The sequence below is a fragment of the Nocardioides piscis genome (assembly GCF_011300215.1).
In the GTDB taxonomy this organism is placed as follows: Bacteria; Actinomycetota; Actinomycetes; order Propionibacteriales; family Nocardioidaceae; genus Nocardioides; species Nocardioides piscis.
Genome location: NZ_CP049866.1, coordinates 1,219,512 through 1,241,236, shown reverse-complemented (window position 1 = coordinate 1,241,236; position 21,725 = coordinate 1,219,512). Strand labels below are relative to the sequence as shown.

General features: G+C 71.4%; 23 protein-coding genes. 15 read left to right on the top strand and 8 right to left on the bottom strand.

Annotation, left to right across the window (positions count from 1 at the left end; translation table 11 throughout):
* The first annotated feature begins 19 nt into the window (after positions 1 to 19).
* The 5 genes from G7071_RS06110 (at position 20) to G7071_RS06090 (ending at position 5,704) form a co-directional block, all read left to right on the top strand.
* A complete protein-coding gene (locus G7071_RS06110; protein WP_166316202.1) occupies positions 20 to 568 on the top strand; it encodes an RNA polymerase sigma factor in 549 nt (182 codons plus the stop codon).
* A complete protein-coding gene (locus G7071_RS06105) occupies positions 565 to 2,076 on the top strand; it encodes a M1 family metallopeptidase (protein WP_166316199.1) in 1,512 nt (503 codons plus the stop codon). The genes G7071_RS06110 and G7071_RS06105 overlap by 4 nt, the downstream gene beginning before the upstream one ends.
* 10 nt (positions 2,077 to 2,086) lie before the next feature.
* The gene (locus tag G7071_RS06100; protein WP_206062923.1) at positions 2,087 to 3,559 is read left to right on the top strand and encodes a carboxyl transferase domain-containing protein; all 1,473 of its coding nucleotides are present in this window, start codon (positions 2,087 to 2,089) and stop codon (positions 3,557 to 3,559) included.
* Between the two features lie 331 nt (positions 3,560 to 3,890).
* The gene (locus G7071_RS06095) at positions 3,891 to 4,646 is read left to right on the top strand and encodes an SDR family oxidoreductase (protein WP_166316196.1); all 756 of its coding nucleotides are present in this window, start codon (positions 3,891 to 3,893) and stop codon (positions 4,644 to 4,646) included.
* Positions 4,647 to 4,702: 56 nt separating this feature from the next.
* Complete coding sequence (locus tag G7071_RS06090) at positions 4,703 to 5,704, top strand: DnaB-like helicase C-terminal domain-containing protein (protein WP_166316193.1); 1,002 nt, start codon at positions 4,703 to 4,705, stop codon at positions 5,702 to 5,704.
* Positions 5,705 to 5,824: 120 nt separating this feature from the next.
* Here the strand turns inward: G7071_RS06090 and G7071_RS06085 are convergent, their stop codons facing one another.
* The 3 genes from G7071_RS06085 to pdhA are packed head-to-tail and all read right to left on the bottom strand — an operon-like array spanning position 5,825 to position 9,491.
* A complete protein-coding gene (locus G7071_RS06085) occupies positions 5,825 to 7,324 on the bottom strand; it encodes a dihydrolipoamide acetyltransferase family protein (RefSeq protein ID WP_166316191.1) in 1,500 nt (499 codons plus the stop codon).
* A gap of 11 nt (positions 7,325 to 7,335) precedes the next feature.
* The gene (locus G7071_RS06080; protein WP_166316188.1) at positions 7,336 to 8,322 is read right to left on the bottom strand and encodes an alpha-ketoacid dehydrogenase subunit beta; all 987 of its coding nucleotides are present in this window, start codon (positions 8,320 to 8,322) and stop codon (positions 7,336 to 7,338) included.
* Positions 8,319 to 9,491 (bottom strand): pyruvate dehydrogenase (acetyl-transferring) E1 component subunit alpha, encoded by a 1,173-nt coding sequence (gene pdhA / locus G7071_RS06075; RefSeq protein ID WP_166316185.1) that lies wholly within the window; start codon positions 9,489 to 9,491, stop codon positions 8,319 to 8,321. The genes G7071_RS06080 and pdhA overlap by 4 nt, the downstream gene beginning before the upstream one ends.
* Before the next feature lie 203 nt (positions 9,492 to 9,694).
* On the opposite strand from pdhA, the gene G7071_RS06070 reads away from it, so the two are divergent.
* Positions 9,695 to 10,732, top strand: a complete 1,038-nt coding sequence (locus G7071_RS06070; RefSeq protein WP_166316182.1) for a family 43 glycosylhydrolase — start codon at positions 9,695 to 9,697, stop codon at positions 10,730 to 10,732.
* A gap of 80 nt (positions 10,733 to 10,812) precedes the next feature.
* Entirely contained in the window at positions 10,813 to 12,051 is a 1,239-nt protein-coding gene (locus G7071_RS06065; protein ID WP_206062922.1) for a family 43 glycosylhydrolase, read from the top strand.
* On the opposite strand, the gene G7071_RS06060 is transcribed toward G7071_RS06065, so the two are convergent.
* Both G7071_RS06060 and hisC read right to left on the bottom strand, forming a co-directional pair.
* Positions 12,048 to 13,028 (bottom strand): glutathione S-transferase family protein, encoded by a 981-nt coding sequence (locus G7071_RS06060; RefSeq protein WP_206062921.1) that lies wholly within the window; start codon positions 13,026 to 13,028, stop codon positions 12,048 to 12,050. The two genes, G7071_RS06065 and G7071_RS06060, sit on opposite strands and share 4 nt — an antisense overlap.
* Before the next feature lie 46 nt (positions 13,029 to 13,074).
* The gene (gene hisC / locus G7071_RS06055) at positions 13,075 to 14,148 is read right to left on the bottom strand and encodes a histidinol-phosphate transaminase (protein ID WP_166316179.1); all 1,074 of its coding nucleotides are present in this window, start codon (positions 14,146 to 14,148) and stop codon (positions 13,075 to 13,077) included.
* Positions 14,149 to 14,204: 56 nt separating this feature from the next.
* Here hisC and G7071_RS06050 point away from each other — a divergent pair, with 56 nt between their 5' ends.
* From G7071_RS06050 to G7071_RS06030, 5 genes are all read left to right on the top strand, one after another.
* Positions 14,205 to 14,594 (top strand): phage holin family protein, encoded by a 390-nt coding sequence (locus tag G7071_RS06050; RefSeq protein WP_166316176.1) that lies wholly within the window; start codon positions 14,205 to 14,207, stop codon positions 14,592 to 14,594.
* The gene (locus tag G7071_RS06045) at positions 14,591 to 15,094 is read left to right on the top strand and encodes a low molecular weight protein-tyrosine-phosphatase (protein WP_166316173.1); all 504 of its coding nucleotides are present in this window, start codon (positions 14,591 to 14,593) and stop codon (positions 15,092 to 15,094) included. Before G7071_RS06050 ends, G7071_RS06045 begins: the two co-directional genes overlap by 4 nt.
* On the top strand, positions 15,091 to 15,960 hold the full coding sequence (locus tag G7071_RS06040; protein ID WP_166316170.1) for a fructosamine kinase family protein: 870 nt from the start codon (positions 15,091 to 15,093) through the stop codon (positions 15,958 to 15,960). Before G7071_RS06045 ends, G7071_RS06040 begins: the two co-directional genes overlap by 4 nt.
* Positions 15,961 to 16,029: 69 nt before the next feature.
* Entirely contained in the window at positions 16,030 to 16,743 is a 714-nt protein-coding gene (locus G7071_RS06035; RefSeq protein ID WP_166316168.1) for an ANTAR domain-containing protein, read from the top strand.
* Positions 16,736 to 17,437: a GAF and ANTAR domain-containing protein gene (locus G7071_RS06030; RefSeq protein ID WP_166316165.1), complete on the top strand. Its 702-nt coding sequence runs from the start codon at positions 16,736 to 16,738 to the stop codon at positions 17,435 to 17,437. The genes G7071_RS06035 and G7071_RS06030 overlap by 8 nt, the downstream gene beginning before the upstream one ends.
* Before the next feature lie 18 nt (positions 17,438 to 17,455).
* Here the strand turns inward: G7071_RS06030 and G7071_RS19960 are convergent, their stop codons facing one another.
* On the bottom strand, positions 17,456 to 17,590 hold the full coding sequence (locus tag G7071_RS19960) for an ANTAR domain-containing protein (RefSeq protein ID WP_166320965.1): 135 nt from the start codon (positions 17,588 to 17,590) through the stop codon (positions 17,456 to 17,458).
* Positions 17,591 to 17,756: 166 nt separating this feature from the next.
* On the opposite strand from G7071_RS19960, the gene G7071_RS06020 reads away from it, so the two are divergent.
* From G7071_RS06020 to G7071_RS06015, 3 genes are read left to right on the top strand one after another with little or no spacing between them, the layout of a single operon-like run.
* Positions 17,757 to 18,446 carry a response regulator transcription factor gene (locus G7071_RS06020; RefSeq protein WP_166316162.1) on the top strand — a complete coding sequence of 230 codons (690 nt, stop codon included), beginning with the start codon at positions 17,757 to 17,759 and terminating at the stop codon, positions 18,444 to 18,446.
* Between the two features lie 37 nt (positions 18,447 to 18,483).
* Entirely contained in the window at positions 18,484 to 18,801 is a 318-nt protein-coding gene (locus tag G7071_RS19045) for a hypothetical protein (protein ID WP_246210523.1), read from the top strand.
* Positions 18,802 to 18,815: 14 nt separating this feature from the next.
* Entirely contained in the window at positions 18,816 to 19,904 is a 1,089-nt protein-coding gene (locus G7071_RS06015; RefSeq protein WP_246210521.1) for a sensor histidine kinase, read from the top strand.
* A gap of 7 nt (positions 19,905 to 19,911) precedes the next feature.
* On the opposite strand, the gene G7071_RS06010 is transcribed toward G7071_RS06015, so the two are convergent.
* Both G7071_RS06010 and G7071_RS06005 read right to left on the bottom strand, forming a co-directional pair.
* Positions 19,912 to 21,156 (bottom strand): anthranilate synthase component I family protein, encoded by a 1,245-nt coding sequence (locus tag G7071_RS06010; RefSeq protein ID WP_166316159.1) that lies wholly within the window; start codon positions 21,154 to 21,156, stop codon positions 19,912 to 19,914.
* Complete coding sequence (locus G7071_RS06005; protein ID WP_166316156.1) at positions 21,153 to 21,713, bottom strand: anthranilate synthase component II; 561 nt, start codon at positions 21,711 to 21,713, stop codon at positions 21,153 to 21,155. Before G7071_RS06005 ends, G7071_RS06010 begins: the two co-directional genes overlap by 4 nt.
* Positions 21,714 to 21,725: the final 12 nt, after the last annotated feature.

The following is a 21,725-nucleotide window of genomic DNA, read 5'->3' as shown; positions in this document are numbered from 1 at the left end:
CCTGCATTATGTTGCAGGCGTGAGTCCGGATGACATCGACGACCTCGCACGGCGCGCCCGTGACGGTGACCGCGATGCTCTCGAGGGGCTGCTCGGCGCCGTACGCCCACGGGCCCTCAACATCTGCCGCGGGGTGCTGCCCTACTCCGGGGACGCCGAGGACGCCTGCCAGGAGGCGCTGCTCAACGTGGCCACCAAGATCGGCTCGTGGGACGGTCGCGGGCGCTTCACGACGTGGCTGCACGTCGTGGCGCTCAACTGTGCGCGGTCGACCTATCGCAAGCTCCGCAACCAGGCTGTCCCGACGGACTTCGAGGGCACCCACCACGACCGTCCCGACCCGCGCACGACCTCGATCATCGCCGGCACCAGGCTCGACCTGCTCGAGGCGATGGAGACGATCGAGACGACCCACCCGCAATACGTCGAGCCGCTGCTGCTGCGCGACGTCTATGGCATGGCCTACGAGGACATCGCCCAGCTCGTCGGCGCCCCGCTGGGGACCGTGAAGGCGCAGATCCACCACGGGCGCAAGCTCGCCCGCCCGCTGCTGCGGGGGGACGCGTGATCCGCGCCGGCGTGGGCGCCGGGGTGGCAGCACTGTCGCTGCTGCTGAGCGCCTGCTCCGGCCCCACCGAGTCGCCCGAGCAGCCCGACGCGTCGCCCTCCTCGACCGCCACCGGATCTCCTGACGCCGGCGACTCCCCGGCCACCGAGGGCTCCCCGGTCGTCAGCGACCGTGTCGAGCCCGACCTCGACCTGGCGCTGAGCGAGCCGGTCGAGGACTCGGTCTATCCCGAGGTCGGCGGCCCCGGCATCGACGCGTTGCTCTATGACCTCGACCTGTCCTGGGAGCCGGAGCAGCGCACCCTGACCGGCACCGCGACCATCACCTTCCGCGCAGCCCGCTCGGCCAGGAAGGTCACGCTCGACCTGGCGGCTCCGCTCGAGGTCGAGAGCGTGACCGTCGACGGTGAGCAGGCGGCATACAAGCACCGCGGCAAGGACCTGGTGGTCCGCCAGCGGGTCGCCGAGGACGACCGGCACGAGCTGGTGGTCTCCTATGCCGGGCAGCCCCAGCCGATCCCGGCCCCCACGACCCGCAGCGACCTGTCCACGGTGGGCCTGACCGTCACCGACACCGGCGCGGTGTGGACGATGCAGGAGCCCTACGGCGCCCACACCTGGTATCCCGTCAACGACCAGCCGGCCGACAAGGCGCTCTATGACATCACCGTCTCGGTGCCGGACCCGTGGACCGGTGTCGCCAACGGGCGGCTCGTCGAAGACACCACCGCGGACGGCGTCCACACCACCGCCTGGCAGCTGGACGAGCCGGCCTCGTCCTATCTCCTCACCCTCGCGATCGACGACTACGAGCACTCCTCCGACAGCTCGGCCAGCGGCGTGCGGCTCGACTACTGGTTCCCGCGCGGCAGGCGGGCCGTGCTCACGGACATGCAGGCCGCGGCCGGCGGCGTCGACTGGATCGAGGACAGGCTCGGCCCCTATCCCTTCAGCTCCGCGGGCATCGTCCTGGTCGACTCCGAGTCGGCCATGGAGACCCAGACGATGGTCACGATCGGCGACAACGACTATGTCCGGTCCCCGGCCGTGATCGTGCACGAGCTCGTCCACCAGTGGTACGGCGACCAGGTCTCACCCGCCGACTGGCGCGACGTGTGGCTCAACGAGGGCATGACGATGCTGATGCAGGGGCTGTGGGAGGCCGACGAGGCCGGCGCCCCGATCGAGGCGACCATGAGCCGCTGGCGCGCCGCCGACCAGACGCTGCGCGACGACTTCGGCCCGCCGGGTGCCTATGACGAGGCCCAGTTCGGCTCGAGCAACATCTACTACTCGCCGGCCCTGATGTGGAACGAGCTGCGGGTCGAGCTCGGCGACGAGGAGTTCTTCCGGGTCGCCCGCTCGTGGCTGGAGGCCCAGGACAACGAGTCCGTGACCCGCAACGAGCTCTATGCCCACTGGGAGGGCGAGACGGGCCTGGAGCTGACGCGCTTCTTCGCCGCGTGGATCGACGGCTCGACGACCCCGCCGAGGGGACTGCTCGGCTAGCCTGCCCTGCGTGAGCCGCCTCAGCGCCAAAGACCTGATCGACCTCGTCCTCGACCCCGGCTCCTGGGTCTCGTGGGACACGCCGCCGAACCGGCTGGGGATCAGTGAGGCGTATGCCGCCGAGCTGGCCGCCGCTGCGGACAAGGCCGGCACCGACGAGTCCGTCGTCAGCGGTGAGGGCCGGATGCGGGGTCGACGCGTCGGCGTCCTCCTCGGGGAGTTCGGGTTCCTCGCCGGCTCCATCGGCCGCGCCTCGGCCGACCGCGTCGTCGCCGGCATCGAGCGTGCCACCCGCGAGGGGCTCCCCCTCCTCGCCGCACCGGTCTCCGGGGGCACCCGGATGCAGGAGGGGACACCCGCGTTCATCCAGATGGTGCGGATCTCGGCCGCGGTGGCGGCGCACCGAGCCGCAGGGTTGCCCTATCTCGTCTATCTCCGCAACCCCACGACCGGCGGGGTGATGGCGTCGTGGGGCTCGCTCGGACACGTCACCGTCGCGGAGCCCGGCGCGCTCGTCGGCTTCCTCGGTCCCCGCGTCTATTCCGCGCTCTACGGCCGCGACTTCCCGCCCGGTGTCCAGACGTCCGAGAACCTCTATGAGCACGGGATCATCGACGCCGTCGTCCCCCCGGAGGAGATCGCCGGCATCCTCGACCGCGCGCTGACCATCCTCCAGGCTCCGCGTGAGGGCGTGCCGCCGGTCCCCGACCCCGGCCAGGAGGACGTCCCCGACGTCGACACCTGGGAGGTGGTCACGCGATCGCGCAAGCCCGAGCGGCCCGGCGTGCGCCGGCTGCTGCGCTATGCCGCCGCCGACGTCGTGCCCCTCAACGGCACCGGGCAGGGCGAGTCCGACCCCGGTCTGCTGATCGCGCTGGCGCGCTTCGGTGACGCGCCTTGCGTCTTCCTCGGCCAGGACCGGCGCGGGCAGACGACCGACCACCCGATGGGGCCGGGGGCCCTGCGTGAGGCGAGGCGCGGGATGCGGCTCGCCTCCGAGCTGGGCCTGCCCCTCGTCACCGTGATCGACACCCAGGGCGCGGCGCTGTCGGCCGAGGCGGAGAACGGCGGGCTGGCCGGCGAGATCGCGCGCTCACTGGCCGACCTGGTCACCCTCGATGCGCCCACCCTGTGCCTGATGCTGGGCGAGGGCAACGGGGGCGGCGCGCTCGCGTTCCTCCCGGCCGACCGGGTCATCGCAGCCCAGCACGCGTGGCTGTCCCCCCTGCCGCCCGAGGGCGCCTCGGCCATCGTGCACCGCGACCTCGACCACGCGCCCGAGATGGCGCGCGCCCAGCAGGTCCGGGCCATCGACCTCTATCGTCGCGGTGTCGTGGACCGGATCGTCGCCGAGAAGCCCGACGCCGCCGACGAGCCGGAGGACTTCTGCCGTCGCGTGGGAGCCGTGCTCGAGCACGAGCTCGCCGCCCTGCTGCTCACCGGGGCGGGGTCCGCCGAGGCGAGGACGCGGCGATACCTGTGACGTTGCGCCCCCGCCATACGCGGGTGGTGGGGTCGTGTTGTGGCTTCCACCCGCGCAGACCCCCGCAGCAGCAGCCACCAGACCACACCACCCGCAGGTGACGACGTGCTGTGAGGTTGCGCCGACGCACCGACCGCGATGGTCGAGGGCAGATGGGCGGATGGGACGCGGTCAGCGCCGTGCCCGACGCGCACCGGGTCTTCGTCTCGACGATCAGCGTGTATGCCGACAACAGCTCGCCGGCCGTGGAGCCGCTCCTCAGCGGTCGGCCTGTCGCCGACCCGCGAGGCAGCCGTCCTCACGGCCTGGCACGCGCGCTAGGTTGCGGCCCATGAGGACCTTCGCCGTCACGGGCGCCGCGTCGGGCATCGGCGCCGCCACCACCGAGCGGCTGCGCGCCGACGGCCACCGCGTCGTCACGATCGACCGGGCCGACGCCGACGTCGTTGCTGACCTGTCCACGCCGGCCGGACGATCGAGCGCCGTCGCGGGGGTCCGAGAGGTCACCGACGTGCTCCACGGCGTCGTCCCGTGCGCCGGGGTCGCCGGTGGCACCGGCGGGGACGGGGCCCTCGTCGCCTCGGTCAACTACTTCGGCACCGTCGAGGTGGTGGAGTCGCTGCGGCCGTTGCTCGCGGCCGCCGACTCGGCCAGCGTCGTCGTGGTCTCCTCCAACTCCGTCGAGTGCCAACCGGGCTGGTCGCGCGAGCTCGCCGCCCTCATCGCCGACGGCGACGAGCCGGCCGCCCGCGCGGCGGCAGCGGCGACCGAGGCGGTGCACGTCTATCCCGCCTCCAAGTCCGCACTGAGGACCTGGGTGCGCCGCAACGCGCCTGCCTGGGCCGCGGACGGGGTCCGGCTCAACGCGGTCGCGCCGGGGCTGGTCGAGACCGCGATGGCCACCGTGATGCGCGCCGACCCCGAGCTGGGTGTGTTCGTCGACGCCTATCCCAGTGCGATCGGCCGGCCGGGCCGGCCCGAGGAGGTCGCCGCGGCCATCGTCTGGCTGCTGTCGGACGAGGCGTCGCTGGTCGTCGGCACGACCCTCGTGATCGACGGCGGCACCGACGCCCTCCTCAACCCCTGACGCGACTTCCCGGCGTTTGCCCACGCGGCAGGGCGTCGGCATGTTGAAATCCATTGGTGGACCCGAAGTTGCTGGCAGCCAGGGACGTGCTGGAGCGCGTCGACCGCCGCCTCCTCGACCCCGAGTCGGACGCGATCGTGTGGCCGACCGGTTTTGCTCTGCTCGACGGTGAGCTCGGCGGCGGGCTGCGAGCGGGGACACTCACCCTGCTCGCCGGTGCGCAGGGCCAGGGCAAGACGACCTTCGCCTTCCAGATGGCTCGACACGCGGCCAGGTCCGGGCGGCCCGTCGTGCTGCTGTCCTTCGAGCTCGAAGCCGAGACGCTGCTGCAGAAGGCCATCTCCGCGGCGGCCGCAGAACGATCGAGCTCGACCCGCTCGGCGCTCACTGTCCAGGATGTGCGCGCCGCCTTCGAGGCGTCCGACAACACCGGGATCGGCCTGCCGGAGCGCCTCAGCGAGCACCCCGGGGGCATCGACGCCCTGACGGCGGTGACCCAGTACGCGCCCCAGCTCTACATCCACCGCTCCACCTCGACCCAGACGACGCTGGACGTGATCAGGGCGGCCGTGAAGGACGTGCTGGTCGAGCAAGGCGTCGCGCCCCTGGTGCTCGTGGACTACCTGCAGAAGGTCTGCATGCCTGACCACCTCAGCGAGGAGGAACAGGTCACCCGCGTCACCGAGGGACTCAAGGACCTCAGCATCGAGTTCGAGTGTCCCGTGGTCGCCATCTCCGCCTCCGACCGCGCGGGTCTCGAGCCGGGCACCCGGATGCGCGCCCGCAACATGCGCGGGTCCACGTCGCTCGCCTACGAGGCTGACGTCGTGCTGATCCTGAGCAGCAAGTCCGACGTGGTCGCCCGCCATCACCTGATGTATGCCGCGAACGACGGAGCCCACTTCAAGGAGTGGTCGGTGCTGACCATCGAGAAGAACCGCTCGGGCCGCACGGGCGGCGAGCTCGAGTTCCGCAAGCAGTTCGAGTGGGGTCGCTTCGTCGCCGAGGGGCAGTACGTCTCGGAGAAGCTGGTCGACGAACGGATCTACACCGAGTAGCTCGCCGAGTCCTCAGAGGAGGATCGACGGCGGCGCCGTGCTCAACGGCGGCTCCACACCAGCTCGTGAGAGAGGCCGGCGCCAGATTGACTGACGTCAGTCAATCTGGCGCCGACTTGGTCAGTAGAGCAGGGCGGTGCCCGGGTCGGAGAGAATTCCGGCGACGTCGGCGAGGAAGCGCGACCCCTTCTCGCCGTCGATGTGACGGTGGTCGAAGGAGAGCGCCAGCGTCGTGACGTCGCGCACGCACAGCTCACCGGCGTCATCGACCCACGGACGCTTGTTGATCGCGCCGAAGCACAGGATCGCCGACTCGCCCGGGTTGATGATCGGCGTACCGGCGTCGACGCCGAAGACGCCGACGTTGGTGATCGTGAAGGTCCCACCCGCCATCTCGGCCGGTTGGGTCCTGCCCTCACGAGCCGTCGCGGTCAGCTCACCGAGCGCGGAGGCCAGCTCGAGCATCGACAACCGGTCGGCGTCCTTGACGTTGGGCACGACCAGACCGCGCGGGGTCGCCGCGGCGATGCCGAGGTTGACGTAGTTCTTGAGCACGACCTCCTGGGCCGCCTCGTCCCAGAACGAGTTGACCTCGGGCGTCGACCTCATCGCGAGCATCACCGCCCGCGCGAGCACCAGCAACGGCGAGACCTTCGCGTCCTTGAACTCGCGGCGCTTCTTCAGCTTCGCCACCAGCTCGACCGTCGCGGTGACGTCCACGGTGATCCACTCGGTCACGTGTGGACTGGTGAAGGCCGACTGGCTCATCGCCGCCGCCATCATCTTGCGCACGCCCTTGATCGGCTCGCGCGTCTCGCGCTCGCCACCGGAGGTCGAGGAGGGCGCCCTGGCGTCCGTCACGGCACCGGAGGGTGCCGCACCGGAGGTCGCCCCCTCGACGTCAGCCCGCGTGATGACCCCGTCGGCACCGGAGCCGGTCAGCGTCGACAGGTCGACCCCGAGGTCCTTGGCGAGCTTGCGGACGGGCGGCTTCGCCAGCGGTCGTATGTCGCTGGGCGACTGCGCCGAGGCCGGGACCAGCGCCGGGGCCGGCGCGCTCGGGGCCGTCGCGGCGGAGGTCGCCGGCACGGCCGGCTCGTCGACCGCGGCGACCTCGTCGCTCTGGGCGCCGCCCGGGGCGAACGCGCCCTGGACCTGCATCTGCGCCTGGGCGCCGGCGGTCGTCGACGGTGAGGCAGACCCGCGGCGGGCACGCCGCTGCGGACCACGCTCGGCCTTGTTGCGACCGACGAGCGACTCGCCCTCGCCGCCGCCCGAGGCGGCGGGGTTGGACAGGTCCATGTCGGACAGGTCGATCTCCTCGGCGGTCGAGGAGGGCGCCCCGCGCCCGTCACCAGACCCCGAGGCCTCGTCGGCCGCGTCGTCGGCGGACCCGACCGAGATGATCGGGGTGCCGACCTGGACCATCTCGCCCTCGGACACCAGCAGCGCCAGCACGGTGCCGGCGTAGGGCGACGGCAGCTCGACGATGGACTTGGCGGTCTCGATCTCGACGATGATGTCGTTGATCTCGATGACATCGCCCTCCTTGACCTTCCAGGCGACGATCTCGGCCTCGGTCAGTCCTTCGCCCACGTCGGGCAGCTTGAACTCGCTCATCAGAACACTCCTCAGTAGTCCAGGCTGCGGTCGACGGCGTCCATGACCCGGTCGAGGTCTGGCAGCCACTCCTCCTCGATCCGCGAGGGCGGGTAGGGGGTGTCGAAACCGCCGACCCGCAGCACCGGCGCCTCGAGGGAGTAGAAGCACTCCTCGGTGATCCGGGCCGAGAGCTCAGCGCCCATGCCGAGGTTGACGTGCGCCTCGTGGGTCACGACGACGCGCCCCGTGCGGCGCACCGACTCGAAGACCGGAGCCATGTCGAGCGGGGACAGCGTGCGCAGGTCGATGACCTCGAGCGAGCGGCCCTCGGACTCGGCAGCCTCGGCGGCCTTGAGAGCCGTCTTCACCGTCGGGCCGTAGGCCAGCACCGTGACGTCGGAGCCGGTCCGCACGACGCGTGAGGTGAAGAGCGGGGCGGGCGTCGCCGACTCGTCGAGCTCGAGCTTGTCGGCGTGATACTGCCGCTTGGGCTCGAGGAAGATCACCGGGTCGTCGTGCGCGATGGCCTGCTGGATCATCCAGTAGCCGTCGACGGGGTTGGAGCACGCGACCACCTTGAGGCCGGGCGTGTGCGCGAACTGCGCCTCCGGCGACTCGCTGTGGTGCTCGACCGCGCCGATGCCGCCGCCGAAGGGGATGCGGATGACCATCGGCATCTTCGACTTGCCCTGGGAACGGAAGGTCATCTTGGCGACCTGGCAGACGATCTGGTCGTAGGCGGGATAGACGAACCCGTCGAACTGGATCTCCACGACGGGGCGGTAGCCACGCAGCGCCATACCGACGGCCGTGCCGACGATGCCGGACTCGGCCAGCGGGGAGTCGATGACCCGGTCCTCGCCGAAGTCCTTCTGCAGCCCGTCGGTGATCCGGAAGACGCCACCGAGCTTGCCGACGTCCTCGCCCATGATGAGGACCTTGGGGTCGTCCTCCATCGCCTTGCGCAGGCCCATGTTGAGGCCCTTGGCGAGCGTGATCTTCTGCAGCCCGCTCATGCGTGCTCTCCTTCGAACGACGCGAGGTAGGCCTCGTAGCCGTCGCGCTGGGCGACGAGCTCGTCGGTCGTCTCGGTGAAGACGTGGTCGAAGACGCTCAGCGGCTGCGGGTCAGGCAGCGCCTTGCAGCCCTCACGCAGGTGGTGGCCGAGGTCCTTGGCCTCCTGGTCGAGGTCGTCGAAGAACGCCTGGTCGACCAGCCCGTTGCGGCGCAGGTAGACCCGCAGCCGCTCGATCGGGTCCTTGAGCTTCCAGTGCTCGACGTCGTCGGAGAGGCGGTAGCGCGTGGGGTCGTCGGTCGTGGTGTGGGCGCCCATGCGATAGGTGTAGGCCTCCACGAGCGTGGGGCCCTGACCGTCACGGGCGCGCTGGAGGGCGGCCTTGGTGACGGCGTAGGTCGCGAGGACGTCGTTGCCGTCGACGCGGACTCCCGGGAACCCGAAGCCCAGCGCGCGCTGGTAGAGCGGGATGCGGGTCTGGCGCTCGATCGGCTCGGAGATCGCCCACTGGTTGTTCTGGCAGAAGAAGACGACGGGCGCGTTGTAGGAGGCGGCGAAGATGAAGCCCTCGTTGACGTCGCCCTGCGAGGAGGCACCGTCGCCGAAGTGGGCGATGACTGCCGCGTCGCGGTCGGGGTCGCCGGTGCCGACGGCTCCGTCGCGCTGGATGCCCATCGCGTAGCCGACGCCGTGGAGGACCTGGGCGCCGATCACGATCGTGTAGAGGCCGAAGTTCTTCTCGGCCGGGTCCCAGGAACCCTGGTCGACGCCGCGGAAGAGCCCGAGGAGGTTGAGCGGGTCGATGCCGCGGCAGTAGGCGACGCCGTGCTCGCGATAGGTCGGGAAGACGTAGTCCTGCGGCCGCAGCGCACGCCCGGCGCCGATCTGCGCGGCCTCCTGGCCCAGCAGCTGGGCCCAGATGCCGAGCTCGCCGTGGCGCTGGAGCGCGGTGGCCTCGGTGTCGATGCGCCGGGTGAGCACCATGTCGCGGTAGAAGCCGCGCAGCTCCTCGGCGGAGAAGTCGTGGTCGAACTCGGGGTGGTGGACCCGCTCGCCCTCGGGCGTCAGGAGCTGGACGAGCTCGGGACCGCCGTCCTGCTGAGAGGGGCCGAAGACCTCGACGAGGTCGGGACCGAATGTTCCAGTGCCGACTGTGGGCCTGTCACTCATGGCGCTCCATTCGCTAGCGGCGGCTCGGGGTCTCCGGCGCACCGACGGCTTGTTGCTGAGGGTCCCATGTCGAGCGGTGGGTGTGACCGCGACCACATGGGAGGGCAAAACTATCGCCCCGCCCCCGGCCGCGCGAATCGACCCTGCCCGGCGGTTGACGAGGCGCGCCAGCGCCGTCACGAAACCCCGCTAGGTTGTCGGCCGTGCCCTCGATCCCTCGCGTCGTCACCGCCGTGGTCGTCGCGCTCGCGGTCGCCCTCATCGGCACCCCCGCGCTCGCCGAACGCGCCCCTCGCCCCGTGCTCGACACCAACTTCGCCGACCCGGCCGTGACGGTCCGGGGCGACGGCTTCGTCGGCTTCTCGACCGGCAGCCTGGTGCCCAGCTCGCACTCCGACCGGCCGGGCGCGTCCTGGCAGCGGGCCGGCTCCGCGCTGGTCCGCCTCCCGTCCTGGGCGCACGCCGACGGCGACGTGTGGGCCTCCGACATCGCGCGCGTGCAGGGCTGGTGGGTGCTCTACTTCGCTGCCCCGGTGCGCGGGATCGGTGAATACGGACGCTGCATCGGCGTCGCCCGCTCCCGCTCCGCGGTGACCGGCTTCAGGCCCGTCGGTGGGCAGCCCCTGGTCTGCCCGTCCTACGTCTCGACCCCGCCTGCCGAGGACCAGGTGCCGATCACGCTGCCCGGACTCCCGCGCGCGGGCGTCATCGACCCGTCGCTGGTCGTGGTGGAGGGCCGGCCACACCTCGCCTACAAGACCGACCGCCTCCCGTCCTCGATCAGGTTGCTCCCGTTGTCGGCCAGCGGCCTGCACGCCGCCGCCCCGAGCGTCGAGCTGTTCCGTCATGACGGCGTCCTGGAGAACCCGGTGCTCATCGAGCGGCCGGCGGGCTGGGTGGTGCTGCTCTCGCAGGGTGACTTCACCCGCTGCTCCTATCGCACCGTGTGGCGACGCAGCACCGACCTCCTCGACTGGTCGGCCGCGACCTCCGGGGTGCTGCTCGACCAGTCCTCGGGGCTCTGCGGTCCGGGTGGCGCCGACGTGACACCCCTGCCGCGCTCGCGCCGCCTGCGCCTCTACTTCCACGCCTGGACCTGCCACGGTCGGTCCACCCCCTGCGACCCCGACATCCACCGCGACCGGGTCCGGCGCCGATCCCAGGCGATCCGGCCCATGTATGCCGCCGAGCTGGACTGGGTCGACGGAGTGCCGGTCGTGGCTTCGTTCCTCTCCCGATAGCCCAACCTCTGGCCCCCGACTTGCGTCGAAGAGGGGTGGACGGGATAGGGATGGACGTGACCTGAGGAGGTCTGTGCCCGATGCGAGTGATGAAGGTGGTCGCAGCGCTGAGCGCCGCGGTGTCCCTGCCAGCCGTGCTGGCCCTGTCCGTGGTGACGCCTGCCAGCAGCGCCGACGAGCGCCGGGCGCCGACGTCCGACACGCCGGCAGAGGCTCCCCGGCCGCTGATCTGGGACCGCGACTTCGCCGATCCGACCGTCGTCCTGGACGGGACGCGCTGGTTCGGCGCCGCGACCGGCTTCCGGGCGCGCGCCTCGACCTCCGAGCAGGACTGGGGACCCTGGGCCAACCGCGGGGAGCTGCTCGTCGACAAGCCGGCCTGGGCGAGGTATGCCGGGGTGTGGGCCCCGGAGATCGAGCGCGGTCCCAACGGCTGGCTGGCCTACTACACGATGCCGTCGCGTGGACTCCCCCACCAGCAGGACCGCTGCATCGGCGTCGCCACCGCGGCCAGCCTCGACGAGAAGTTCGTGCCGGTCAGCGACCGGCCGCTGGTGTGCCCCGACTACTCCGCCACCACGCCCGCCAACGACCAGGTCCCCGGTCGCTCCGGTCTGCCGCGGCGGGGCGTGATCGACCCGTCGTCATACATCGCCCCCGACGGTCGTCGCTTCCTGCTCTACCGCACGCAGGGCAAGCCCTCCACCATCCGCATGGTCCGACTCAGCCCGACCGGCACCTACACCTTCGGTCGCAGCCGCGAGCTCATCCGCGACGCCGGCGTCCTGGAGAACCCCGTCATGGTCAGGCACGGCAAGTGGCACTACCTGATCAGCTCGCGCGGCGACTATGCCGAGTGTCGCTATCGCACGATCTGGCGCCGCTCGAAGTCGCGTCACCTCGGCTGGCAGGGGACCCGCGGCCACCGGCTGGTGAACCGCCAGAACTCGCGCGTCTGCGGCCCCGGCGGCGCGGACTACGTCGAGGCGACGGACACGCAGGCCAACCGGCTGTTCTTCCACGGCTGGGTCTGCAAGGGCACCAACCTGCCGTGCTACCAGAGCTACCACGGCTCGAAGGACTACGAGGACGTCGGCAAGCGTGCGCTGTATGCCGCCCGGTTGCTGTGGACCAGGGATGGCCCGCGTCTCTCGGCGTTCGTCCAGGGGCCGATCCCTGCTCCGGCGACGCCCGAGCCCACGCCCACACCCGAACCCACGCCCACGCCGACCCCGACCGCGACCGCGACCGCGACCACGACGCCCTCACCCACACCGACCGAGACGACGATCCCGGCCCTGCCCCGGACTTCGGGCTAGCCCCGCCCGTGCGGCGTCAGCCAGCCTGCGGTGTCGGGGCCGAGCGGCACGATTCCGGTCGGGTTGATGTCGGTGTGGACGACGTAGTAGTGCGCCTTGATCTGCTCGAAGTCGATCGACTCCCCGAAGCCGGGCGTCTGGAAGAGGTCGCGCGCATACCCCCACAGCGCCGGCATCTCGCTGAGCTTGTTGCGGTTGCACTTGAAGTGCCCGTGATAGACCGGGTCGAAGCGCGCCAGCGTGGTGAACAGCCGCACGTCGGCCTCGGTGATCGACTCCCCCATCAGGTAGCGGCGGTCGGTGAGACGCTCCTCGAGCCAGTCGAGGGCGGCGAAGAGGCGTTCGTATGCCGACTCGTAGGCCTCCTGCGAGCCGGCGAACCCGCAGCGGTAGACCCCGTTGTTGACCTCGGTGAAGACGCGCTTCATCACCGCTTCCATCTCCTCGCGGCACTCGTCGGGCCACAGGTCCGGAGCGTCGGGACGGTGGTGGTCGCGCCACTCGAAGAAGAAGTCGTGGGTGATCCACGGGAAGTCGTTGGTGACGACCTGCTTGGTCTCGACCTCGACGATCGCCGGCACGGTGATGCCCTTGGCGTAGTCGGGATCGCGGTTGAGGAAGGCCTCCTGGAGCCGCTCGATCCCGAGCACCGGGTCGACGCCGCCGGGGTCGAGGTCGAAGGTCCAGCTGCGCTCGTCGTGGGTCGGGCCGGGCAGCCCGAGCGAGATGACGTCCTCGAGCCCGAGCAGGCTGCGCACGATGATCGACCGGTTGGCCCACGGACAGGCCTTGGCCGCCACCAGCCGGTAGCGCCCCGGCTCGACCGGCCACACAGGGGCGTCGGCGTCGGCGCCGTACTCGCCCTCCAGCGCGTCGGCGGGCTGCTCGCCCGCCCTCAGCCGGTCGGGGATGTAGTCCATGTCGCGCTCGAAGGCCTTGCCGGCCTCGGTGTATGTCGGCCCCGAGAAGTCACTCATGCACCGAGACTAGTTGCACGAGCAACCATCTAGGCGTCGCGTCGGCTCAGGGCCTGAACGACCGCGCCAGCTCGATCACCCGGTCGTTGCCCTCGGGCTCGCCGATGGAGACCCGGGCCCCCTCCCCTGCAAAGGGTCGGACGACGATGCCCAGCTCGTCGGCGGCAGCAGCGAAGTCAGCGGTCCTCCCGCCCAGCTCGAACCACACGAAGTTGCCCTGGGCGTCGGGGATCTCCCATCCGGCGGCTCGCACCCCGGCCACGACGCGGTCCCGCTCGGTGACGAGGGCGTCCACCCGCTCGAACAGCTCGTCGGTCGCAGCGAGCGAGGCGACGGCGGCCGCCTGGGCGACCGACGACACGCCGAACGGGAGCGAGACTGCGCGCAGGGCGGCGGCGATCGGAGCGGGGGCGACGGCATAACCGACCCGGAAGCCCGCCAGTCCGTAGGCCTTGGAGAACGTGCGGGTGAGCACGACGTTGTCGTGGGAGCGGTAGGTCGCCAGGCCGTCGACGGCGTCCACCATCCGCACGAACTCGACGTAGGCCTCGTCCACGACGACCAGGACGTGGGACGGCACCTTGGCCAGGAAGGCGTCCAGCTCGGACTGCGTGACGGCCGGGCCCGTGGGGTTGTTGGGGGTGCAGACCAGGACGATCCTGGTGCGGTCGGTGACGGCTGCCGCCATCGCGTCGAGATCGTGTCGACCGTCGGGCAGGACGGGCACCTTGACGCTGGTCGCCGCCGCAGCGGTGATGGCGATCGGGTAGGCCTCGAAGGACCGCCAGGCGTGGACGACCTCGTCGCCGGGGTCGCAGAAGGCCCCGACCAGCTGATAGATCAGCGCGACCGAGCCCGTGGCAGCCGCCAGGTCGTCGACCGGCACACCGAGGCTCTCGGCGAGGGCGGCGTAGAGCTCGGCATTGCCCATGTCGGGATAGCGGTTCATCGCCCCGGCGGCCCTGGTCGCCGCCTCGACGACGCCGGGCAGCGGCGGGTAGGGGTTCTCGTTGGACGAGAGCTTGAACGTCGTCAGACCGGGCCTGGGGGTCGGCGGCTTGCCGGGGACGTAGGTCGGGATCGCCGACACGTTGCTCCGCGGATGGGGTGTTTGGGCCATGTCCGGGACCCTATCGGCGGATGTAGCTGCGCGAAGCGACCACTAGGCTCCGGCGCATGCGGATCGTCATCTATGTCATGACCCACTTCCTCGGGCTGGCAGCAGCCGCGTGGCTGCTGCAGGGCATCGCCTTCGACGGTCCCGTCGGGGGAGGCGAGCTCGAGGTCCGCGAGAAGTTCCCGTCCGTGCTGGCCGTCGCCGCGATCCTGGGGCTCGTCTCGGCCGTGCTGAAGCCCGTGACCAAGTTCCTCAGCTGGCCGTTCGTGATCATCACCCTGGGGGCGTTCCTGGTGATCATCAACGCCACGATGCTGGTGATCACGGCCTGGATCGCCGGACAGGCCGACCTCGGCTTCCACGTCGACGACTTCCTCAGCGCCATCTTCGGGGCGCTCATCATCTCGGCCGTCACCCTCGCCGTCCAGACCGTGGCGGGCAAGGATTGACCACTCTTCCCGCGGCCCGGCTCCCTGGGCGCTACCGGATCGCCTTCATCTGCTCGGGCAACATCTGTCGCTCACCGAGCGCCGACGTCGTGCTCGAGCACCTGCTCGGCGAGCACGACCTCGGTGACCGGGTCGAGGTGGTCTCCGGCGGGATCGGTGACTGGCACGTCGGCAACCCGATGGACCCCCGCTCCGCCGTCGCGCTGTCGGACCGCGGCTACGACCCCGAGCGCCACCGCGCCCAGCAGGTCGGGCCCGGCTGGTTCGAGCGCGACGACGTGCTCCTCGCCATGGACCGGGGCCATCACGACGACCTCGTCCGCCTCGGTGGCGCAGACCGCGTCCGGCTGTTCGGGGACTTCGACCCCGAGACGCCGGGTGTGGAAGTACCAGACCCCTACTACGGTGGCGGAGACGGTTTCGAGGAGGTGTTGGACATGATCGAGCGCACGTGCCGGGCCCTGGTCCCCCACATCGAGCGAGCCCTCGCAGGCCGATGACCCGCCAGCCGCTGGTCGCCAGGCGGGCCGAGGAGCTCCTCGGCCTCGCCGTCGTGTCCACGGCGCCCGTCGCCGGTGGTGACATCGCCACGGCCACCCGACTGCGTCTCTCCAGCGGCCAGATGGCGCTGATGAAGACGCTCTCGCACGCCCCGGACGGATTCTTCGAGGCGGAGGCGGCCGGTCTGCGCTGGCTGGCGGAGGCCTCGGCCACCGGTGGCGTGCGAGTCCCCGAGGTCCTCGCGGCCGCAGCCGACTGCGTGATCCTGGCCTGGGTCGAGCCGTCGTCCAAGACGCACGTCGAGACCGCGATCGGGTTCGGGCAGGCGCTCGCCGCGACCCACCGGGCCGGCGCATCGACATACGGCGCCGCCCACGACGGCTTCATCGGCAAGCTCCCCCTGCCCAACAAGCCGGCCGCCACCTGGGCGGAGTTCTATGCCGTACGCCGCCTGCTGCCCTATCTCAAGCTGGCGCGGGACCGCGGTGCCGTCACCGACGACGAGGCCACCACGATCGAGTCGGTGATCGGTCGGCTGCCGGGCCTGCTCCCGGAGGAGCCGCCGGCCCGGTTGCACGGGGACCTGTGGAACGGCAACTGCCTGTGGGGGCTCGACGGGGCCGTCCACGTCATCGACCCGGCGGCCTACGGCGGTCATCGCGAGGTCGACATTGCGATGCTGCACCTCTTCGGCCTGCCCCACCTCCCGCGGGTCGTGCAGGCCTACGAGGAGGTCACCCCGCTGGCCGAGGGCTGGGAGGACCGCCTGGGTCTCCACCAGCTGTTCCCGCTGCTCGTGCATGCGTGCATGTTCGGTGGTTCGTTCGGTGCCCGCGCCGCGGCGGCAGCCGGCCGCTACTCCTAGCAGCGCACCACCCGTGAGGCCCGCGACCGGGCTATGGTGGAGGGCTCGGATCCCGGTGAGGAGTGCGCTGTGTCGAACCCCGACGACCTGCTCGTCAGGCTCGCGCGCGCCATCGCCACCACCCCCGCGACCGATGCTCTCAGCGAGCGCTTGTGCCTGGCCTCTCGTGACCTGGCCGGTGCCGACGCCGCCGCGCTCACCGTCGTCTATGCCCAGTCCGACCGGGTGACGCTCTGCGCGACCGACGCCGTGTCCGCCCGGTTGGAGGACCTGCAGGACGTGATGGGCGAGGGACCGGGGCTCTCCGCTGTGATCGACAGGCAGGTGACCGTGTGTGCCCTGGGCACCTTCGGTGCGCAGCGGTGGCCGGGCTTCGCCGAGGCCGCCGTCGAGGTGGCCGGGCCCCTCACCGTGCACGCCGTCCCGATGCTGCCCGCAGATCGGCCCTTCGGAGTCATGACGCTCTATCAGGTCGAGCACACCGCGCAGCCGCTCGCGCTGGACCGGGACACCCTGCTGCGGCTTGCATCGGCGACGGGGGCCGCTCTCATCCGTGACCCGCAGGCGGTCGAGGACGACCTGGACCGCGGACCGTGGTCGTCCCGGGCCAAGGTCCACCAGGCGACGGGGATGGTGGTGGCGCAGCTGGGCCTCGGCATCGACGACGCCCTGGCCGTGCTGAAGGCGCATGCCTACGCCGGCGACACGACCTTGGACGACGTGGCGACCCACGTCCTCGACCACACGATCCGGTTCCATCAGCCAGGGAGCGACGATGACTGAGCACAGGGGGATCACCGGGCTCGCACGCCTCTCCGGGCTGCTGGTGAGCGAACACGACCCGATCGGCATCATCACCGCCGGGATCGTCGAGGCCTGCGCCAGTGTCGGCGCGGACGCCGGCGGGGTGCTGGTCGGCGGCGGCACCGACTTCGAGGTCCTGGCCGCGACCTCGCACCGGCTCGCTGACCTCGAGGCCTACCAGGCCGGCGCCACCGAGGGGCCGTGCGTGGAGGCGGTGCGCGAGCACCGCAGTGTCTCGTTCGCCGACGTGGACGAGGCCACGACCCGCTGGCCCGGCTTCGCACGACCGCTGGTCGCCGCCGGCTACACCTGCGGCCATGCCGTGCCGATGACGTGGGACGGCACCGCTCTCGGCGGGCTCAACCTGTTCTGGAAGGAGCCCGCGCCCCAGCCGGTGGACCAGGTGCTGCTCCAGGCCTTCGCCGACATCCTCACCCTGGCCACCGTCCAGGTGCGCCCGCTCTCGACCCCGGAGACGACCAGCCGGCTCCAGGAGGTCCTGGCGACGCGCAGCACGGTCGAGCAGGCCAAGGGAGTGCTGGCCTGGCAGCGCAGCCTGGAGATAGCCGACGCCTATCACGCACTGCTCACGATCGCCGACGAGCAGGGCCTCACCCTCAGCGAGGCAGCGCGCGCCGTGCTCCGTCACGCCCGCTCGGGCGAGCAGCTGTGAGGCCTCGTTGCTCGAGGGTCAGGAGTCCACGCGTGCGACGAAGTCGTCGACGATCCCCGCGGCCACGTCCCTCAGCTTGATGTTGGCGTGGGACGAGGCACGCGTCAGGTAGGCGAATGCGCGCTCCTCGCTGCCTGGGACGCGAACGCCAATGCGTCCCTGAGCGCGTCACCGGACACGCGACAGCCCTTCGACGCGAGCCCCGGGGAGCGTCTTGCCCCGGGAGAGTGGGTGGCCGCGACCGGCGCACACCCAGCACGCCCGTGGGTCTCGGACTCGCCCTCAGCCCACCCTCAGGCGCGGCTGGCATCCTTGGGTCGTGTCCCAGACCCGTCCCCGCGTGCTCGTCGTCGACGACGACAAGGCCGTGCGCGAGTCGCTGAGGCGCTCGCTCGAGTTCAACGGCTATGACGTCGCCCTGGCCGCGGACGGTGCCGAAGCGCTGGCCCGGCTCGGCTCGACCAACCCGGACGTGGTCGTGATGGACGTGATGATGCCGCGGCTCGACGGGATCGAGGCGACCCGCACGCTGCGCGCCACCGGCAACGACGTCCCGGTCCTGGTCCTCACCGCGCGCGACGCCGTCGGCGACCGGGTCGAGGGCCTCGACGCCGGCGCCGACGACTACCTCACCAAGCCCTTCGCCCTCTCCGAGCTGCTCGCCCGGTTGCGTGCACTGCTGCGCCGAGTCGTGCCGGCCGAGGAGGACGAGACGCTCGTCTTCGCCGACCTGACGATGGAGATCGCCTCCCGCGACGTACGCCGAGGCGAACGCAGCATCGAGCTGACCCGCACCGAGTTCACCCTGCTGGAGATGTTCCTGCGCCGACCGCGCCGGGTGCTCGAACGCTCGTTCATCCTCGAGGAGGTGTGGGGCTACGACTTCCCGACCAGCGCCAACTCCCTCGAGGTCTATGTCGGCTACCTGAGGCGCAAGACCGAGGCCGAGGGGGAGCCGCGGCTGATCCACACCGTGCGCGGGGTCGGCTACGTCCTGAAGGAAGCATGAGCGAGCGAGTCGTCCACGACACCGTGACCTGTGCCCGGTGCGCGCACGGAGCGAGGCGAGCATGCCGGTGAGCTGGGCCGCCCGGCGCTGGCACTACCGCCGGTCGCTGGCCTCGCGGGTCGCCCTGCTGACCACGATGGCGGTCGGCGCCTCGATCGCGGTGATGGCGTTCGGCGCCTTCATGGTGATGCGCCACCAGATGCAGGCCACCCTCGACGAGTCGCTGCTCAACCGCGCCGACAAGGCCGCCGGCTCGACCGCGCTGTCCGAGGTGACCGTCCAGGGCGCTCCGGCCTGGATGCTGGGCGCCGCCGACGTCCGGGTCATCTTCATCAACCTCGAGCGCGGGGTCTGATCTCGGCCGACAGCGTGCCGACCTTCGAGCTGGGCAGACCCGAGCTCGACGTCGCCGCCGGCAAGTCGAGGTCCTCCATCCGCACCCTCAGCGACGACGAGGGCGCCCGCTATCGCGTCGCGACGGTGCCCGCCGGGAGCGGGCAGGCGCTGGTGCTGGCCCAGTCGCTGGAGTCCCAGGACCTGATCCTGACCAAGCTCGGCACCGTCATGCTCGTCTCGGGTGGGCTCGGCGTCCTCGCCGCCGCCCTGGCCGGCTGGGCCGTCGCGACCAACGGGCTGCGACCGGTCCGGCGGCTCACCAGCTCGGTGGAGAAGATCGCAGTCACCGAGGACCTCACGCCGCTGCGCGTCGAGGGCGACGACGAGGTCGCGAGGCTCGCCACCGCCTTCAACCAGATGCTGGGGGCCCTGTCCGCGTCCCGCGACCGGCAGCGTCGTCTCGTGGCCGATGCCAGCCACGAGCTGCGCACCCCCCTGACCTCGTTGCGCACCAACCTCGACCTGCTGGCCCAGGCGTCCTCCGACGGCTCGGCCGACCTGCCCGAGGCCGCCCGTCGCGAGCTGCTCGACGACGTCCGCGGCCAGATCGAGGAGCTGACCACGCTCGTCGGCGACCTCGTGGTGCTGGCGCGCGAGGACCACCCCGAGACCGCGGTCGGCGCCCTCGACCTCGCTGAGGTCACCGAGCGCGCCGTCACCCGGGTGCGCCGTCGCGCCGCCGGGGTCGACTTCGACGTACGCCTCGAGCCGTGGGCCGCCCAGGGTGACGCGACCGCGCTGGAGCGCGCGATCACCAACCTGCTCGACAACGCCGCGAAGTGGAGCCCGGCCGATGGCCGGATCACCGTGCGGCTCGTCTCCGGGGTGCTGACCGTCGACGACCAGGGACCGGGCATCAAGCCGGCCGACGAGGCGCACGTGTTCGAGCGGTTCTGGCGATCGGAGGAGTCCCGCTCGATGCCCGGGTCGGGGCTCGGGCTGGCGATCGTGCGCCAGGTCGTCGACCAGCACGGCGGCCGGATCGTGGTCGGCGAGGCGCCCGGCGGCGGGACCCGGATGTCGCTGTGGATCCCGGGCGTCCCGGCTGAGCACCCGGCCTGATCCGCACTCAGTCGGGCTCGAGCACCGACAGCAGCCGTTCGGCCTTCCAGCACGACTCGGCCCACTCCTCGTCGACGTCGGACCTGACCGTGATCCCGCCACCGGTCCCCAGGGACCACTCGCCGTCGCCGGCGGTGACCACCGACCGGATCACCACGCCGAGGTCGGCGGGCCCGTCCCCGCTGATCCAGCCGAAGGCGCCGGCATAGGCCCCCCTGGGTGACGACTCCACCTCGTCGATGATCGACATCGTCCGCAGCTTGGGCGCGCCCGTCATCGAACCCGCGGGGAACAGCGCCCGCAGGGCCGCCAGGGTCGAGACGTCGTCGCGGAGTCGACCGCGCACGGTCGAGACCAGCTGGTGCACCGAGGCATACGACTCGACCTGCATCAGCGCCGGCACCTCCACCGAGCCGACCTCGCACACCATCGACAGGTCGTTGCGCAGCAGGTCGAGGATCATCAGGTTCTCGGCACGGGTCTTGGGGTCGCTCGCCAGCCGCTCGCGCAGCGCGTCGTCCTCGGCCGGGGTCTCACCGCGCGGTGTCGTGCCCTTGATCGGCTTCGTCTCGATCGTGCGGTCCGGCCCGACCAGGGCATATCGCTCCGGGCTCGAGCTCAGCAGCCAGGCCCGGTGCCCGGCCACGTCGTGCTGGAGGAAGCCTGCGTATGGCGCTGGGTTGCTGTCGCGCAGCGCGAGGTAGGTGCTGGCCGGTTCGACGCCGGAGGTCACCCCCAGCCGGTAGGTGAGGTTGACCTCGTAGGAGTTGCCGGCGTGGAGCTGCTCCTGGACGGCGGCGAACGCTTCGGCATACTCCGCGGGCGCCGTGGTGCCCGTCGCACGGCCACTGTGTCGGCGAGTCTGGCTGGTGGGGCCTGAAACGCCCTCCGCGTGCTCGAACACCCGCACCTGGCTGGCGCGCATCCACACGGCGTCGGGCAGGGCGGGGTCGGGCCGGGCGGGGAGGTCGGGGCGGCAGGCATAGCCGAAGTAGCCGAACCACTGCTCGCCGGGCGCCATCGCGGCTTCGAGGACGGCGAAGATGTCGTCGCCGACGACCTCGGAGCCGCCGCCGGTGTGCCGGGTGACCTCCCGACGGGCCGCGTCATAGGTCAGCGAGACGTCGTCGTCGTCGAGCCAGCCGATGAGCGAGCGGCGCCCCGACCACTCGCGGGCACCGCCCCCGTCGAGCCAGAAGCAACGGGGGTGCTCGGCAGCGACGGCGGCGAAGAAGGCGGTGGGGTCGCTCACGCGAGGAAGTTCTCGATCAGGGCGGCGCCGTGGGCGGACAGGACCGACTCGGGGTGGAACTGCACGCCCTCGAGCGGCAGCGACCGGTGCCGCACCCCCATCACGACCCCGTCGTCGGCCCAGGCGGTCGCCACCAGGGCCGGCGGGAGGGACACCGCGGCCAGGGAGTGGTAGCGGACCGCCTCGAACGGGTCCGGCAGGCCTGCGAAGACGCCGGCTCCGTCGTGGCGCACGCTCGCCACGTCGCCGTGCGCGGGCGGCACCCGGTCGACGACACCGCCGTACGCCGTGACGAGGCCCTGCATCCCGAGGCACACCCCCAGCACCGGCACCGTGCCGGCGAGCAGCACCTCGGTGCCGACCGCGAAGTCGACTGGCACCGACGGGTGCCCCGGGCCGGGCGAGAGGACGACGTGCGAGTGGGCCAGCACCTCGCTCGCGGTCACCGCGTCGTGCTGGACCACTCGGGGCAGGACACCGGTGACGGCCGCGACCAGGTGGACGAGGTTGTAGGTGTAGGAGTCGTGGTGGTCGACCACGATGACGTCCGGCGGCACAGGAGGACGCTA

What these genes read in the sequence shown, in the direction of transcription:
- G7071_RS06095 (WP_166316196.1), top strand. Translation starts at nt 3,891, where the DNA reads ATGAGGACCTTCGCCGTCACGGGCGCCGCGTCGGGCATCGGCGCCGCC.
- G7071_RS06065 (WP_206062922.1), top strand. Translation starts at nt 10,813, where the DNA reads ATGCGAGTGATGAAGGTGGTCGCAGCGCTGAGCGCCGCGGTGTCCCTG.
- G7071_RS06050 (WP_166316176.1), top strand. Translation starts at nt 14,205, where the DNA reads ATGCGGATCGTCATCTATGTCATGACCCACTTCCTCGGGCTGGCAGCA.
- pdhA (WP_166316185.1), bottom strand. Translation starts at nt 9,491, where the DNA reads ATGAGTGACAGGCCCACAGTCGGCACTGGAACATTCGGTCCCGACCTC.
- G7071_RS06085 (WP_166316191.1), bottom strand. Translation starts at nt 7,324, where the DNA reads ATGAGCGAGTTCAAGCTGCCCGACGTGGGCGAAGGACTGACCGAGGCC.
- G7071_RS06060 (WP_206062921.1), bottom strand. Translation starts at nt 13,028, where the DNA reads ATGAGTGACTTCTCGGGGCCGACATACACCGAGGCCGGCAAGGCCTTC.
- G7071_RS06040 (WP_166316170.1), top strand. Translation starts at nt 15,091, where the DNA reads ATGACCCGCCAGCCGCTGGTCGCCAGGCGGGCCGAGGAGCTCCTCGGC.
- G7071_RS06030 (WP_166316165.1), top strand. Translation starts at nt 16,736, where the DNA reads ATGACTGAGCACAGGGGGATCACCGGGCTCGCACGCCTCTCCGGGCTG.
- G7071_RS06080 (WP_166316188.1), bottom strand. Translation starts at nt 8,322, where the DNA reads ATGAGCGGGCTGCAGAAGATCACGCTCGCCAAGGGCCTCAACATGGGC.
- hisC (WP_166316179.1), bottom strand. Translation starts at nt 14,148, where the DNA reads ATGGCCCAAACACCCCATCCGCGGAGCAACGTGTCGGCGATCCCGACC.